The 14,672-nt window shown below is 71.8% G+C and carries 13 protein-coding genes; all 13 read right to left on the bottom strand.

Annotated features, from left to right (window positions below; translation table 11 throughout):
* Position 1: 1 nt before the first annotated feature.
* The 13 genes from nuoL to ACFU5G_RS07830 all read right to left on the bottom strand — a co-directional run bounded on the left by nuoL (position 2) and on the right by ACFU5G_RS07830 (position 14,428).
* Entirely contained in the window at positions 2-1,927 is a 1,926-nt protein-coding gene (gene nuoL, locus ACFU5G_RS07890) for an NADH-quinone oxidoreductase subunit L (protein WP_377242518.1), read from the bottom strand.
* Between the two features lie 19 nt (positions 1,928-1,946).
* Positions 1,947-2,246 (bottom strand): NADH-quinone oxidoreductase subunit NuoK, encoded by a 300-nt coding sequence (gene nuoK, locus ACFU5G_RS07885; protein WP_020016046.1) that lies wholly within the window; start codon positions 2,244-2,246, stop codon positions 1,947-1,949.
* On the bottom strand, positions 2,246-3,070 hold the full coding sequence (locus ACFU5G_RS07880) for an NADH-quinone oxidoreductase subunit J (protein ID WP_377242476.1): 825 nt from the start codon (positions 3,068-3,070) through the stop codon (positions 2,246-2,248). Before ACFU5G_RS07880 ends, nuoK begins: the two co-directional genes overlap by 1 nt.
* Positions 3,067-3,906, bottom strand: a complete 840-nt coding sequence (nuoI, locus tag ACFU5G_RS07875; protein ID WP_377242474.1) for an NADH-quinone oxidoreductase subunit NuoI — start codon at positions 3,904-3,906, stop codon at positions 3,067-3,069. Before nuoI ends, ACFU5G_RS07880 begins: the two co-directional genes overlap by 4 nt.
* Positions 3,899-5,197 (bottom strand): NADH-quinone oxidoreductase subunit NuoH, encoded by a 1,299-nt coding sequence (gene nuoH / locus ACFU5G_RS07870; protein ID WP_377242472.1) that lies wholly within the window; start codon positions 5,195-5,197, stop codon positions 3,899-3,901. The genes nuoI and nuoH overlap by 8 nt, the downstream gene beginning before the upstream one ends.
* A complete protein-coding gene (locus ACFU5G_RS07865; protein ID WP_377242470.1) occupies positions 5,194-7,779 on the bottom strand; it encodes an NADH-quinone oxidoreductase subunit G in 2,586 nt (861 codons plus the stop codon). The genes nuoH and ACFU5G_RS07865 overlap by 4 nt, the downstream gene beginning before the upstream one ends.
* Positions 7,776-9,134 carry an NADH-quinone oxidoreductase subunit NuoF gene (gene nuoF, locus ACFU5G_RS07860; RefSeq protein WP_377242468.1) on the bottom strand — a complete coding sequence of 453 codons (1,359 nt, stop codon included), beginning with the start codon at positions 9,132-9,134 and terminating at the stop codon, positions 7,776-7,778. Before nuoF ends, ACFU5G_RS07865 begins: the two co-directional genes overlap by 4 nt.
* Positions 9,131-9,982: an NADH-quinone oxidoreductase subunit NuoE gene (nuoE, locus tag ACFU5G_RS07855; RefSeq protein ID WP_377242466.1), complete on the bottom strand. Its 852-nt coding sequence runs from the start codon at positions 9,980-9,982 to the stop codon at positions 9,131-9,133. The genes nuoF and nuoE overlap by 4 nt, the downstream gene beginning before the upstream one ends.
* The gene (locus ACFU5G_RS07850) at positions 9,979-11,334 is read right to left on the bottom strand and encodes an NADH-quinone oxidoreductase subunit D (RefSeq protein ID WP_377242464.1); all 1,356 of its coding nucleotides are present in this window, start codon (positions 11,332-11,334) and stop codon (positions 9,979-9,981) included. The genes nuoE and ACFU5G_RS07850 overlap by 4 nt, the downstream gene beginning before the upstream one ends.
* Positions 11,334-12,098: an NADH-quinone oxidoreductase subunit C gene (locus tag ACFU5G_RS07845; RefSeq protein ID WP_377242461.1), complete on the bottom strand. Its 765-nt coding sequence runs from the start codon at positions 12,096-12,098 to the stop codon at positions 11,334-11,336. Before ACFU5G_RS07845 ends, ACFU5G_RS07850 begins: the two co-directional genes overlap by 1 nt.
* Complete coding sequence (locus ACFU5G_RS07840) at positions 12,095-12,646, bottom strand: NADH-quinone oxidoreductase subunit B family protein (RefSeq protein ID WP_036971201.1); 552 nt, start codon at positions 12,644-12,646, stop codon at positions 12,095-12,097. The genes ACFU5G_RS07845 and ACFU5G_RS07840 overlap by 4 nt, the downstream gene beginning before the upstream one ends.
* 74 nt (positions 12,647-12,720) lie before the next feature.
* On the bottom strand, positions 12,721-13,080 hold the full coding sequence (locus ACFU5G_RS07835; protein ID WP_377242459.1) for an NADH-quinone oxidoreductase subunit A: 360 nt from the start codon (positions 13,078-13,080) through the stop codon (positions 12,721-12,723).
* Positions 13,081-13,123: 43 nt separating this feature from the next.
* A complete protein-coding gene (locus ACFU5G_RS07830; RefSeq protein WP_377242457.1) occupies positions 13,124-14,428 on the bottom strand; it encodes a geranylgeranyl reductase family protein in 1,305 nt (434 codons plus the stop codon).
* Positions 14,429-14,672 lie beyond the last annotated feature (244 nt).

Raw genomic sequence — 14,672 nt, 5'->3', positions numbered from 1 at the left:
ATCACTGGGCACCACCGAGTCCGACCACGAGCCACACGACGACGGCGATGACGAGCACGCCGCCCGCCATGCCGGCCGCGTACGAGCGGACGTACCCGGTCTGCGCCTTGCGGAACACCCCGCCGAACCACGCGACCGCCTGCGGCAGCACGCTCCACCCGCGGTCGACGACGTCCCGGTCGCCGACCTGCACCACGCGGGCCAGCCCGTAGCCGGTCTTCATCACGAGGGTCTCGTTGACGGCGTCCTGGTAGAGGTCCTTGCGGGCGGCCCGGGTGAGGACGCTGCCGCGCGGCGCCTCCTCGGGGACCAGGTTGACGGCGTACATCCGGAACGCGAGCAGCGCGCCGAGCACGACGACGACGAGCGTGGCGGTGATGATCACCGGCACCGGCAGCACGGGCTCGTGGTGCTCGGCGTGGCCGACCACCGGCTCGAGCCACGTGGTGAACGTGCCGCCGATGCCGAGCACCAGGCCCAGCGCGGCGGAGCCGACGCCGAGGAAGACCAGCGGCCACCACATCAGGGGCGAGCCCTCGTGCGGGTGCTGGTTCTCGGTCCAGCGCGGACGGCGTCCGCCGAACGTCATGAAGAACAGGCGCGTCATGTAGAACGCGGTGATCGCCGCGCCCAGCACGGCGACCGTGCCGAACACCCAGGCCCGCCACGGCTGGCCCTCGACCGGGATGAACGCGGCCTCGATGATGCCGTCCTTGCTCCAGAAGCCGGAGAACGGCGGGATCCCGAGGATCGCGAGCCAGCCCAGGCCCATCGTGATCCAGGTGATGGGCAGGAACCGCGACAGCCCGCCGAAGCGCCGCATGTCGGTCTGGTCGCCCATCGCGTGCATCACCGAGCCGGCGCCGAGGAACAGGCCCGCCTTGAAGAAGCCGTGCGTGAGCAGGTGGAAGATCGCGAACGCGTACCCGGCCGGGCCGAGGCCCGCGGCGAGCATCATGTAGCCGATCTGGGACATCGTGGAGGCGGCCAGCGCCTTCTTGATGTCGTCCTTGGCACAGCCGACGATCGCTCCGAACAGCAGGGTCACCGCGCCGACCAGCACCACGACGAGCTGCGCCGTCGGGGCCGCCTCCAGGATCACGCCGGAGCGCACCATGAGGTAGACGCCGGCGGTGACCATCGTGGCCGCGTGGATGAGGGCGGAGACCGGCGTCGGGCCGGCCATCGCGTCGCCGAGCCAGGCCTGGAGCGGGAACTGCGCCGACTTGCCGCAGGCTGCCAGGAGCAGGCAGAGGCCGATCGCCGTGGCGGTGGCCTGCGACATCGTGCCGACGGAGTCCTCGGACAGGGCCGTGCCGAAGTCGAGGGCGCCCGCGTGGGCGAACAGCAGCGCCATGGCGGCGATGAGCCCCATGTCGCCGATGCGGTTCATGACGAACGCCTTCTTGGCCGCCACGGCGTTCTCCCGCGCGGAGGGGCGTCCCGTGTCCCAGAACCCGATGAGCAGGTAGGACGCGAGGCCCACACCCTCCCAGCCCACGAAGAGCAGGAGGTAGGAGTTGGCCAGGACCAGCGTCAGCATCGCCGCGACGAACAGGTTCAGGTACGCGAAGAACCGGCGCCGGTCGGGGTCGTGGTCCATGTAGGCCACGGAGTAGACGTGGATGAGCGTGCCCACGAAGGTCACGAGCATCACGAAGGTCATGGACAGGGGGTCCAGCCGGATGCCGAGGTCCACGTCCAGGCCGCCCGCGGACAGCCAGGTCCACAGGTGGTGGTCCACGGAGCGGCCCTCGGCCGGCGTGCCGATCATGCGGAACATCAGGATGAAGGCGACGACCCCGGAGGCGGCCGAGGCCGCCACCCCGAGCCAGTGGCCCCAGCGGTCGGTGGCCCTGCCACCCAGCAGCAGGATCGCTGCGCCGATCAGCGGGAAGCCGATCAGCCAGGGGGCGAGCCCGATCACTTCGTTCACTGTCTCCCCCTCAGCCCTTGAGCAGGTTGACGTCGTCGACCGAGGCCGAGCGGCGGGTACGGAAGATCGTCACGATGATGGCGAGGCCGACGACGACCTCGGCGGCGGCGACGACCATGACGAAGAAGGCGAGCACCTGGCCGGTCAGGTCGCCGTGCATCCTGGCGAAGGTGACGAAGGCGAGGTTCGTGGCGTTGAGCATGAGCTCGACGCCCATGAACACGACGATCGCGTTGCGGCGCAGCAGCACGGTCGTGGCGCCGATCGCGAAGAGCACGGCGGCCAGGACCACGTAGTTGGTGATGTCCATCAGGCCTCTCCCTCCGGCGTGCCGGACGGGCCGTGCCCGCCGGCGGAGACCTGGGTCTCGACGAGCTCGGTGCCCGGGGCGTGCGGCGCTGCCTTCTCCTGGCCGCGGATGCGCAGCACCCGCGACACCGACTGCGGCACCTGCTCGCCGTCCGGCCCGAGCGCGGGCGTGTCCATCGCGTTGGACGTGGCGTAGACGCCCGGCGACGGCAGCGGGGTGAGCACCACGCCGTCGGGCAGGGCGCGGATCCGCGCGTCGGCGACGGCGCGCTGGTCCTGCTTGGGCGTGAGCCGGCGGCGGTGGGTGAGCACGAGCGCGCCCACGGCCGCCGTCACGAGCAGCACGCCCACGGCCTCCATGGCCACCACGTAGTCGGCGAACAGCACGCGGGCCAGGCCCTGCGGGTTCGCGACGCCGCCCGGGTCTCCCCCGTTCAGCCCGGCCGCGGGCGGGAACGCCGCGCGCCCCACGACGCCGCCCAGCACGATCGCGAGGCCGAGGCCGATGAGCAGGCCGATCCAGCGCTGCCCCCGGATGGTCTCGGTGAGCGAGTCCGACGCGTCGACGCCCACGAGCATCAGCACGAACAGGAACAGCATCATCACCGCGCCCGTGTACACGACCACCTGCACGACGCCGAGGAACGGCGCCTCCTGCGCGATGTACAGGATGGCCATGCTGACCATGACGAACACGAGGCACATCGCTGCGTGCACGGCCCGCTTGACGAACAGCAGGCCCAGCGCGGCGAGCACCATGAGCGGCGCGATCACCCAGAACAGGACGGTCTCGCCGCCGGAGATCTCCAGCCCGGCGGGGGTCATGCCGTCACCCCCGGGCGGCCGGAGCCGGCCGCGTCGCTCGCCAGCACGCGCACGGAGCCCACGGCGGCGGCGCCCGCGGACCGTTCGGCGGCCCCCGGACCCTCGTCGGGCCGCAGCTCGTGCTGCCGGGGCGTCGGCGCGGGCGCGCGGCCCGAGGCGACGGCGTCGGCGGCGTCGAGCGTCTCGTCGTCCGGCCGGTGCTCCCGGACCCAGTCGACCTGGGCCGTCGTCGGGCCCAGCACGTCACCGCTGTAGTAGTTGGTGTCCGTGCTGCCCTCGACCATGGGGTGGGGCGCGGCGAGCATGCCCTCGGAGAGCGGGGCCAGCAGGTCCTGCTTCTCGTAGATCATGCCGGCGCGCGTCTTGCCGGCCAGCTCGAAGTCGTTGGTCATGGTCAGCGCGCGCGTGGGGCAGGCCTCGATGCACAGCCCGCAGAAGATGCAGCGCAGGTAGTTGATCTGGTAGACGCCGCCGTACCGCTCGCCGGGGCTCATGTGCGCGCCCTGCGAGTCGTCCGCGTTGACCTGGAGGCCCGCGTTCTCGGGCAGGTCCGCGTTGGACGCGCCCTCCACGTAGATCGCGTCCGCCGGGCACGCCCAGGCGCACAGCTCGCAGCCGATGCACTTCTCCAGCCCGTCGGCGTACCGGTTGAGCTGGTGGCGGCCGTGGAACCGGCGCTGGGTGGGCACCTTCTTGCGGGGGTACTGCTCCGTGACCGTGGGCCTGAACATCGACGACAGCGTCACGCCGAAGCCCGCGACGGGAGCGAACAGCTCCGCGATGGGTCCCGGCTGGGGCCGCAGGGGCTGGTACTCGCCCGACTCTCGCTCACTCACCGTGGACCTCCTTTCCGAACCGCTTGGACGGGGGCAGCTTCTCGCCGGGCAGCGGCGGCACCGGGAACCCGCCGGCGAACGCGTCGACGGGCTCCTTGTCCTCGCCGGCGCCCGGTGGCGCCGCCTTCTTGTCCGGCCAGAACCACATGACCGCGATGAAGACGACGGCGACCCCGATGATCACCGGGACGAACTGCTGGAAGGACATGCCCTGGACACGCTGCAGCCACTGCACGACGGCGAGCACGACGACCCAGGCCAGCGCGACCGGGATGAGCACCTTCCAGCCGAAGACCATGAACTGGTCGTAGCGCAGGCGCAGCAGCGTGCCGCGCACCCACACGAAGAAGAACATGACGGCCCAGAGCTTCACGAGGAACCAGATGATGGGCAGCCAGCCCTCGTTGAGCGCGCCGCCCAGGAACCCGTCGGGCACCGGAGCCCGCCAGCCGCCCAGGAAGAGGGTCACGCAGACGGCCGAGACGTTGAGCATGTTGATGTACTCCGCCAGGAAGAACCAGGCGAACTTCATCGACGAGTACTCGGTCATGTAGCCGGAGACCAGCTCGCCCTCGGCCTCGGGGAGGTCGAACGGCAGGCGGTTGGTCTCGCCGACCATCGAGATCACGTAGATCACGAAGGCCGGCGCGAGCGGGATGAACCACCAGATCTGCGTCTGGCTGGACACGATCTGGGAGGTCGACATCGACCCCGCCATGATGAACACGCTCACCAGCGACAGGCCCATCGCGAGCTCGTAGCTGATCACCTGCGCCGTGGACCGGACCGAGCCGAGCAGCGGGTACGTGGAGCCCGACGCCCAGCCGCCCAGCACGATGCCGTAGACGCCGAGCGACGCGGCGGCCAGCACGTAGAGCACCGCCACCGGGAAGTCGGTGAGCTGCGCCGGCGTGGTCCAGTCGGTCCACGGGAAGGGCAGGCTCGGCCCGAACGGGATCACGGCGAACACGAGCAGCGAGCAGAACACCGAGATCATCGGCGCCAGCAGGTACACGAACCGGTCGGCCCGCGTAACCGTCATGTCCTCCTTGAGCAGGAGCTTCATGGCGTCCGCGAGCGACTGGAGCAGGCCGGCCGGCCCGTGCCAGTTGGGGCCGGGGCGCACCTGCATACGCGCCACGACCTTGCGCTCGAACCAGATCGCGAACAGCACGCTGGTCAGCAGGAAGACCACGATCAGCACGGCCTTCACGATCGAGGCCCAGATGGTCTCCTGCGAGAAGTCCGCGGCCACGCCGGGCGCGGCCTCGGCCAGCAGCACCGGGTTCATCGGGCGTCTCCTTCCGCGGTGACGGTGACGAGGTCTCCGGCGGTCGCCCCGAGCGTGTCGTGCACGCGGGAGCCGGCGGACGCGAGCGGCAGCCAGACCACGCCGTCGACCATCCCGTCGGTGACCGCGGCGGGCACCCGGACGGAGCCGCGCGCCGTGCTGACGGTGACCGGGGCGCCGTCGGCGACCCCGAAGCCGGCCGCGGTGGCGGCCGACATCCGGGCGACGGCCTGCTTGGCCGTGCCGGCGAGGAACTGCTCGCCCTCCTGGCCGGAGGCCGCGTCGAGCAGGAGCCGCCAGGTGGCGAGCACCGCCTGACCCGCGCCCACGGTGGGCGGTGCGGCGAGCACGTCGCTCTCGATGGTCACCGCCTCGCCCTCCCACGCGCCCTGGGTCAGGGCGATCGCGAGGTGTGCCTCGGCGGGCGACGCCGCCTGCAGGTCCACCCCGAGCTGCTGGGCCAGGACGTGCAGCACGCGGTGGTCGGGCAGCGCGCTCGACTCGAGCGCGGCCGCGAAGGACCGCACGCGGCCCTCCCAGTTCCAGTACGAGCCGGCCCGCTCCACGGGCGGGGCGACCGGGAGCACGACGTCGGCCCGCTCGGTCACCTCCGAGGCGCGCACCTCGACGCTCACGACGAACCCGCCCCGGGCACGTGCCGCGTCCAGCGCCGCGCGCGCGGCCGCCGGGTCGGGCAGGTCCGCGAGCTCGACGCCGCCCACGACCGCTCCGCTCAGGGCGCCCGAGGCGAGTGCCCCGAGGATCCCCACGGTGTCGCGGCCGGGCGTGGCCGGCAGCTCGGCGCCCCAGGCCCGGGCCACCTCGGCCCGCGCCGTGGCGTCGGCGACCGGGCGGCCGCCGGGCAGCAGGCCCGGCAGAAGGCCGGCCTCGACGCCGCCGCGCTCGCCCGCACGCCGCGGGACCCACGCGAGCCGCGCGCCCGTGGCCTCGGCGAGCCCGAGGGCCGCGGTGTAGGCGCCCGGCGAGCCCGCGAGGCGCTCGCCCACGAGGATCACGGCGCCCGGCCGGGACAGGGCGCTCGTGTCGATGTCGGACGTCGGCGCGTCGGCCGGGAGCAGGCCGCCGCCGAGGGTGGTGGTCAGGCTGGTCAGCCACTCGGCCTCCGTGCCGGGGGCCGCCGGGAGCAGCGTGCCGTCCAGGCGGGTCAGGCCGCGGGTGGCGTAGGGGGCGATCGAGAAGACCTTGGTGCCGGCCTTGCCCCGCGCGCCCTTGCGCAGCCGCAGGAACGTGATGCCGGCCTCCTCCTCGGCCTCCAGGCCGACGAGCAGCACCGCGGGCGCCTGCTCCAGGTCGCCGAACGTGACGCCCACGCCGGAGCCGGCCACGACACGGCCCAGGAACGCGGCCTCCTCGGCGGAGTGCACGCGCACCCGCTGGTCCACGTCGTTGGTGCCGAGCACCGTCCGCGCGAACCGCGACCAGGCGAACGCGTCCTCGACGGTCAGGCGGCCGCCGGGCAGCACGCCCACGCCGCCGTCGTCGCGGGCCGCGGCCAGGCCGGCCGCCGCGATCTCCAGGGCCTCGACCCAGGACGCGGGGCGCAGCTCGCCGTTCTCGCGCACCAGCGGGGTGGTGATGCGGTCCGGCGCCGTCTGCCACGTGAAGGCGAAGCGGTCCTTGTCGGTGATCCACTCCTCGTTGACCACCGGGTCCTCGCCGGAGAGCCGGCGCAGCACCTGGCCGCGGCGGTGGTCGATGCGGATCGCCGAGCCGCACGAGTCGTGCTCGGCGATGCTCTCGCTGCTGACCAGGTCGAACGGGCGCGACCGGAACCGGTAGCCCGCGCCCGTCAGGGCGCCCACCGGGCAGATCTGCACGGTGTTGCCCGAGTAGTAGGACGAGAACGGCCGCCCGGACGTGTCCGTGGTGGCCTCCCCGACCGGGCGGTCCACGGGCCCGGTGGACGACTCCGCGCCGGCGAACCCGAGCACGTCCTCGTCGAACCGGCCGATCTGCTGGTGCGCGCCGCGGTCCTGCAGCGCGATGAACGCGTCGCCCGCGATCTCCTCGCTGAACCGGGTGCAGCGCTGGCACAGCACGCAGCGCTCGCGGTCCAGCAGGATCTGCGTGGACAGCGCGATCGGCTTGGGGAAGGTGCGCTTGACGTCGGTGAACCGCGTCTCGGGCCGACCGTTGCTCATCGCCTGGTTCTGCAGGGGGCACTCGCCGCCCTTGTCGCAGACCGGGCAGTCCAGCGGGTGGTTCATGAGCAGCAGCTCCATGACCCCCTGCTGCGCCTTGTCGGCCACGGCGGAGGTGTGCTGCGTCTTGACCACCATGCCGGGCGCGACCGTCATGGTGCACGAGGCCTGCGGCTTCGGCATGGGCCGCACGTTGCCCTCGCGGTCCGGCATCGCGACCTCGACGAGGCACTGCCGGCACGCGCCGGCGGGCGCCAGGAGCGGGTGGTCGCAGAACCGCGGGATCTGGATGCCGGCCTGCTCGGCGGCGCGGATGATCAGCGTGCCCTTGGGCACGCTCACCTCGGTGCCGTCGATCGTGAAGGTGACCAGCTCGACCGGGGCGGCCTCGGCCTGGGGGTTGTTCGTGGTGACGGTCATCGGTGACCTCCCGCGCCGGCGCCCGCTGCTCCGACCAGTGCAGCGCCCGGTGACGTAGTTTTCGGGGTGTACGGGAACAGCGCCGACGCACTCGGGTCGAACGGGCAGCCGTGCCCGTCGATGTGCGCCTGGTACTCGTCCCGGAAGTGCTCGATGCTCGACGTGACCGGAGAGACCGCGCCGTCGCCCAGGGCGCAGAACGCCTTGCCCAGGATGTTGTCGCACAGGTCGACCAGCAGCTCGAGGTCGCCGTCCTGGCCCTCGCCGGACTCGATGCGGCGCAGCACCTGCTTGAGCCAGTAGGTGCCCTCACGGCACGGCGTGCACTTGCCGCAGGACTCGTGCGCGTAGAAGTCGGTCCACCGGGACACGGCCCGGACCACGCACACCGTCTCGTCGAAGATCTGCAGCGCGCGCGTGCCGAGCATCGAGCCCGCCGCGCCCACCGACTCGTAGTCGAGCGGGGTGTCGAGATGGTCCTGCGTGAAGATCGGCGTCGACGAACCGCCCGGGGTCCAGAACTTCAGCTCGTGCCCCGCGCGGATGCCACCGGAGAGGTCGAGCAGCTCGCGCAGCGTGATGCCGAGCGGCGCCTCGTACTGGCCGGGCCGCGTGACGTGCCCCGACAGGGAGAACAGGCCGTGGCCCTTGGACTTCTCGGTGCCCATCGAGGAGAACCACTCGGCGCCCTCGGCGACGATCGCGGGGACCGAGGCGATGGACTCCACGTTGTTCACCACCGTGGGCCGGGCGTACAGGCCGGCAACCGCGGGGAACGGCGGCTTGAGCCGGGGCTGGCCACGCAGGCCCTCCAGCGAGTCGAGCAGCGCCGTCTCCTCGCCGCAGATGTAGGCGCCGGCGCCGGCGTGCACCGTGACGTCGAGGTCGAAGCCCGAGCCCTGGATGTTCTTGCCCAGGTAGCCCGCCTTGTACGCCTCCTCGACGGCGTTCAGCAGCCGCCGGTAGACGTGCAGCACCTCGCCGCGCACGTAGATGAACGCGTGGTCGCAGCCGATCGCGAAGCTCGTGATCGCCACGCCCTCGATCAGGTGCTGCGGGCTGGCGAGCATCAGCGGGATGTCCTTGCAGGTGCCCGGCTCGGACTCGTCGGCGTTGACGACCAGGTACCGCGGGCCGCCGTCGGGCGGGGGCAGGAAGCCCCACTTCATGCCCGTGGGGAAGCCCGCGCCGCCGCGGCCGCGCAGGCCCGAGTCCTTGACGGCCTGGACCAGGGCGGCCGGCTCCATCGTCAGGGCCTTCTTCAGGCCGGCGTAGCCGCCGTTGCGCTCGTACGTGGCCAGCCGCCAGGAGCGGTCCTTGTCCCACGTGTCGGTGAGTACCGGTGTGAGGTTCACTTCGCGTCCTCCCCGGGCTTCTTGTCCTTGCCGGTCTCGGTGTCGGACGACGTCGCCGGCTTGCGCTCGGCCGACGAGCCGGGCGTGCCGACGGGCGGGCTGGCCTGGCCGACGGCACCGCCGTCGGGGGCGCCCCCGGTCTCGACAGGCTCGACCCGCGACGGGGCCTCCGGCGCCGTCCAGCCGCGCTCGCGGGCGATCTTGAGCCCGGCCAGCGTGGGCTCGCCCGCGCCCGTGCCCTCGTCGGCACGACCGTCGGGGAACCCGGCCAGGACCCGGCTCATCTGCTTGAACGAGCAGACGGACGCGGCGCCGCGGGTCGGCACGACGTCCTCGCCCAGGCGGAGCTGGTCCGCGAGCGCCGTCGCCGTCTCGGGGGTCTGGTTGTCGAAGAACTCCCAGTTGACCATCACGACGGGCGCGTAGTCGCAGGCGGCGTTGCACTCGATGCGTTCGAGGGTGATGGCGCCGTCGTCGGTGGTCTCGTCGTGGCCCACGCCGAGGTGGTCGCTGAGCTCGTCGAAGATCGCGTCGCCGCCCATGACCGCGCACAGGGTGTTGGTGCACACGCCCACGGTGTAGGTGCCGTTGGGGTGGCGCTTGTACTGGGTGTAGAAGGTGGCGACGGCGGAGACCTCGGCGGCCGTGATGCCGAGCATCTCGGCGCAGAACAGGATGCCGTCGCGGCTGACGTACCCGTCGACCGACTGCACGAGGTGCAGCATGGGCAGCAGCCCGGACCGGGGGTCCGGGTAGCGCGCCATGATCGCCGTGGCGTCGGCGGTCAGGGACGCCACGGTGTCGGCGTCGTAGCCGGTCTTCGTGGCCGCCTGCGGATCTGCGGTCATCGGTCCACACCTCCCAGCACGGGGTCCAGGGACGCGACGGCGACGACGACGTCGGCCACCTGGCCGCCCTCGCACATCACCGACGTGGCCTGGAGGTTGTTGAACGAGGGGTCGCGGAAGTGCGCGCGGTAGGGGCGGGTGCCGCCGTCGGAGACGACGTGCACGCCGAGCTCGCCGCGCGGGTGCTCCACGGTCTGCCAGGCCTGGCCGACGGGGACGCGGAAGCCCTCGGTGACCAGCTTGAAGTGGTGGATCAGGGCCTCCATGGAGGTGCCCATGATCTTCTTGATGTGCTCCAGCGAGTTGCCCTGCCCGTCGCCGCCGACGGCGAGCTGGGCGGGCCACGCGATCTTCTTGTCGGCGACCATGACGGGCTCGCCCTCGGTGCGGTCGAGCCGCTCCAGGGCCTGCTCGACGATCTTGAGGGACTGGTAGCACTCCTCGATGCGGAGCACCACGCGGTCGTAGCAGTCGGCGCCCTTGGCGGTGGGCACGTCGAAGTCGTAGGTCTCGTAGCCGCAGTACGGGTTGTCCTTGCGGACGTCGTACGGCAGGCCGGTGGAGCGCAGCACGGGCCCGGTGATGGCGAGCGCCATGCAGCCGGAGAGGTTCAGCACGCCGACGTTGGTCAGGCGGGCCTTGAAGATGGGGTTGGCGAGCATGAGGTCGCCGAGCTGCTTGAGGTAGTGGCGCACGCTCTTCAGCGCGGCGCGGGCCTGGGTGGTGAAGCCCTCCGGCGTGTCCACGGCCACGCCGCCGGGGCGGATGTAGGCGTGGTTCATGCGCAGGCCGGTGACGGCCTCGAAGAGCCGCAGGATCTCCTCGCGGGCGGTGAACCCGATGGTCATGACGGTGGTGGCGCCCATCTCGTTGCCGCCGGTGCCGACGCAGACCAGGTGGGAGGCGATGCGGTTGAGCTCCATCATCAGGACGCGGATCACGTTGGCGCGCTCGGGCACGTCGTCGGTGATGCCCAGCAGCTTCTCCACGGCGAGGCAGTAGGCGGCCTCCTGGAACAGGGGCGCCACGTAGTCCATGCGGGTGCAGAACGTGGTGCCCTGCGTCCAGGTGCGGAACTCCATGTTCTTCTCGATGCCCGTGTGCAGGTAGCCGATGCCGGCGCGGGCCTCGGTGACGGTCTCGCCGTCGATCTCCAGCATCAGGCGCAGCACGCCGTGCGTGGACGGGTGCTGGGGACCCATGTTGACGACGATCCGCTCCTCGCCGATCGCCTCGCGCGCGATGTCGTCCCAGTCGCCGTCGCCGTAGGCCTCGAAGGCCCGCACGGTGGACGACATGTCCTCGTTCCCGGCGGCCCGGGTGGCGTGGGGTGCAGTGGTGGGAGCGCTCATCAGTAGCTCCTCCTCGTGTCCGGCGGGGGCACCGTGGCGCCCTTGTACTCGACAGGGATGCCGCCGAGCGGGTAGTCCTTGCGCTGCGGGTGGCCCACCCAGTCGTCCGGCATCTCGATGCGGGTCAGGGCGGGGTGGCCGTCGAAGACGATCCCGAAGAAGTCGAAGGTCTCGCGCTCGTGCCAGTCGTTGGCCGGGTACACGGACGTGGTGGACGGGACGTGCGGGTCCGCGTCGGGCGCCGCGACCTCGAGCCGCAGCCGGCGCGAGTGCGTGACCGACGTCAGGTGGTAGACGGCGTGCAACTCCTTGCCCGCGTCGTGCGGGTAGTGGACGCCGCTGACGCCGAGGGACAGCTCGAACCGCAGGTCCTGGTCGTCGCGCAGGGCCTGGCAGACGGCCACGAGGTGCTCGCGGGCGACGTGCAGGGTGAGCTCCACCTGGCGCGCGTCCGGGGTGTCCGCGCCGTGCAGGTCCACGACCACCTTCTCGACCGCCTGGTCGTAGGTGGGCCCGCCGACGCGGGCGCCGTCGGTCAGCACCTCGGCGAGGACGTCGACCACCTGGTCGAACCAGCTCCCGTACGGGCGGGGCGACGCCGCGGGCATCGTGATCGGCGTGACCAGCCCGCCGTAGCCCGACGTGTCGCCCGAGCCCTGGGCGCCGAACATGCCCTTCTTGACCTCGACCACCTCGAAGGTGGCCGCCCCCTCCGGGGGCGTCAGGGCGGAGCCCTGGTCGCCGCCCGGCGTGACGTCGCTCATCGCAGCAGGCCCTTCATCTCGAAGGTCGGCGTGGCCTCCATCGCGGCAGCCTCGGCGGCGCGCGCGGCCTCGATCCGGTTCACGCCGAGCGGCGCGTTCTGGATGTGGTCGTGCAGCCCGAGGATCGCGTTGATCAGCATCTCCGGGCGCGGCGGGCAGCCCGGCAGGTAGATGTCGACCGGGACCACGTGGTCCACGCCCTGCACGATCGCGTAGTTGTTGAACATCCCGCCCGACGACGCGCACACGCCCATGGAGAGCACCCACTTGGGCTCGCTCATCTGGTCGTACACCTGGCGCACCACCGGGGCCATCTTCTGGCTCACCCGGCCCGCGACGATCATCAGGTCCGCCTGGCGCGGCGAGGCGCGGAACACCTCCATGCCGAACCGCGACAGGTCGAACCGCGACGCGCCCGCAGCCATCATCTCGATGGCGCAACAGGCCAGGCCGAACGTCACCGGCCACACCGAGGCCTTGCGCAGGTACCCCGCGAGATCCTCGATCGTCGTCAGCAGGAACCCTGACGGCGCTTCCTCGACACCCATGTCCCCTCCTAGCTGCCGGGCCCCAGCCCGGCGTCGCTGCCCGGCGCCGTCGGGCGCCGTGCGTGAAGTCGCTGTCAGACCCAGTCGAAGCCGCCGCGGCGCCACTCGTAGACGAACGGGACGGTGATCAGCGCCAGGAACGCCAGCATCGCCACCAGCCCGAACGTCGCGAGCGTCGTGAAGTCCACGGCCCACGGGTAGAGAAAGACGACCTCGATGTCGAAGACGATGAATGTCATCGCCACCAGGTAGTACCTGATCGGCAGGCGCCCGCCGCCCACCGCGTGCGGCGTCGGCTCGATGCCGCACTCGTACGAGTCGAGCTTGGCGCGGTTGTACCGCTTGGGGCCGATGATCGCGCTCGCGGCGACTCCGCCGAGCGCCAGGACCGCCCCGATCGCCATGAGGATCAGGATGGGTACGTAGGGATTCATGCTGTGCCCTTCGTGGACGACGTGCCCTTCATGGACGTGATGCTCATGCGCTCGGGACCACCCTGGTCAGGCCCGCGATGACGCGGTCGACCCAGTCGCCGCCGTGCGGCTCGTAGCAGTCGGACAGCAGCTTGAGCGTGAACTGCATGACGACCTTGCGCGGCAGCCCGTAGCGGACGCAGACGCGCATGATCTCGGGGTGCTCGATGAGCCGCACGAACCAGCGGCCCAGGGTGTAGTAGCCGCCCAGGTCGGCCCGCATGCGGTCCGCGTAGGTGGCGAGCGTGGCCTCGCGGGCCTCGTCGGTGGTGCGGTGCCGGGCCTGGCTGATCGCCTCGGCGGCGACCCGGCCGGCCTGCAGGCCGTACGCGATGCCCTCGCCGTTGAACGGGCTCACCATGCCGGCGGAGTCGCCGGCCAGCAGCACGCCGTCCGCATACAGCGGGCCGCGGTTGTAGCCCATGGGCAGGGCCGCGCCACGGATCGGGCCACGCTCGGGCTCGTGGACCAGGTCCCAGCCCGCCGGCGCGCTCTTCTCCAGCCACGTCTCCATCAGCCGCCGGTAGTCGATGCCGGCCGCCGACTGCCGCGCCGGGGTCGACGACACGCTGCCGAGGCCCACGTTCACGGTGCCGTCACCGAGCGGGAAGATCCAGCCGTAGCCCGGCAGCAGGTTGCTCCTGCCCGGCTCGCCGTCCCACAGCTCGAGGTGCGACTCCATGAACGGGTCGTCGTGGCGCGGCGTGCGGTAGTAGGCGCGCACCGCGGTGCCCATGGGGCGGTCGTCGCGGCGCTCGCGGCCCACGGACAGCGCGAACCGCGAGCTGACGCCGTCGGCGGCCACCACGACGGGGGCACGCAGCTCCTTGACCGGACCCTCGGCGCGGCCGCGGGCGTCCAGCGGCTGGGCGGTGACGCCGACGACGCGGCCGTCGTCGTCCCGCAACGGGCCGGTGACCTTGGTGCGCTGCAGGAGCTTGGCGCCGCTCGCCTGGGCGTGCTGCGCCAGGGTGTGGTCCAGGCCCATCCGGGTCCGGGCCATGCCGTAGCCCGGGTAGGTGGTCAGGGCGGGCCAGTCCAGCTCGTACGAGCGGCCGCCGCCGTGGACGCGCAGGCCGCGGTTGCGGATCCAGCCGTCCTCCTGGCGGGTCGGTACGCCCATGCGGACCAGCTCCGCCACGGCGCGCGGCGTGAGGCCGTCGCCGCAGATCTTGTCGCGGGGAAACTCGCCCTTTTCCAGCAGCAGCACGTCGAGCCCCGCGGCCGCGCACCAGTGCGCGGTGGACGAGCCGGCCGGACCGGCGCCCACCACGATGACATCCGCGTCGTCGCGTATCGCTCTTCGCACGTTCACCCCCGTTGGGAACCCGCTGCCTGGTCGTTGCTGACCTGCTGTGCGGGGTTCGGCAAGGGCTTCATGACAAGCCCTTGTGAACCCTGTCACAACACCGACACCCTAGCCACACTTAGGGGGGATTGTGTAGGAAGGTTCCCCTTACTTGAGGGTAGGCCGGAAGGCCCCCTGCCAGGGATGTCAGGGCGCACGACCGACGAGGTCGTGACTTTGCCTCGAGTTCGGTCCAGCGCTGGAC

Origin of the sequence: Promicromonospora sp. NPDC057488 (assembly GCF_042802395.1) — a bacterium.
Classification (GTDB): Bacteria; Actinomycetota; Actinomycetes; order Actinomycetales; family Cellulomonadaceae; genus Promicromonospora.
Note: the sequence above shows the minus strand (reverse complement) of the source record. Positions and strands in the feature narration are given on the sequence as shown.

Bases quoted from the DNA above. Each gene is read 5' to 3' on its own strand.
- nuoE (WP_377242466.1), bottom strand. From the start codon at position 9,982: ATGACCGCAGATCCGCAGGCGGCCACGAAGACCGGCTACGACGCCGAC.
- ACFU5G_RS07835 (WP_377242459.1), bottom strand. From the start codon at position 13,080: ATGAATCCCTACGTACCCATCCTGATCCTCATGGCGATCGGGGCGGTC.
- ACFU5G_RS07865 (WP_377242470.1), bottom strand. From the start codon at position 7,779: ATGACCGTCACCACGAACAACCCCCAGGCCGAGGCCGCCCCGGTCGAG.
- nuoK (WP_020016046.1), bottom strand. From the start codon at position 2,246: ATGGACATCACCAACTACGTGGTCCTGGCCGCCGTGCTCTTCGCGATC.
- ACFU5G_RS07880 (WP_377242476.1), bottom strand. From the start codon at position 3,070: ATGACCCCCGCCGGGCTGGAGATCTCCGGCGGCGAGACCGTCCTGTTC.
- ACFU5G_RS07850 (WP_377242464.1), bottom strand. From the start codon at position 11,334: ATGAGCGCTCCCACCACTGCACCCCACGCCACCCGGGCCGCCGGGAAC.
- ACFU5G_RS07845 (WP_377242461.1), bottom strand. From the start codon at position 12,098: ATGAGCGACGTCACGCCGGGCGGCGACCAGGGCTCCGCCCTGACGCCC.
- ACFU5G_RS07840 (WP_036971201.1), bottom strand. From the start codon at position 12,646: ATGGGTGTCGAGGAAGCGCCGTCAGGGTTCCTGCTGACGACGATCGAG.
- nuoH (WP_377242472.1), bottom strand. From the start codon at position 5,197: ATGAACCCGGTGCTGCTGGCCGAGGCCGCGCCCGGCGTGGCCGCGGAC.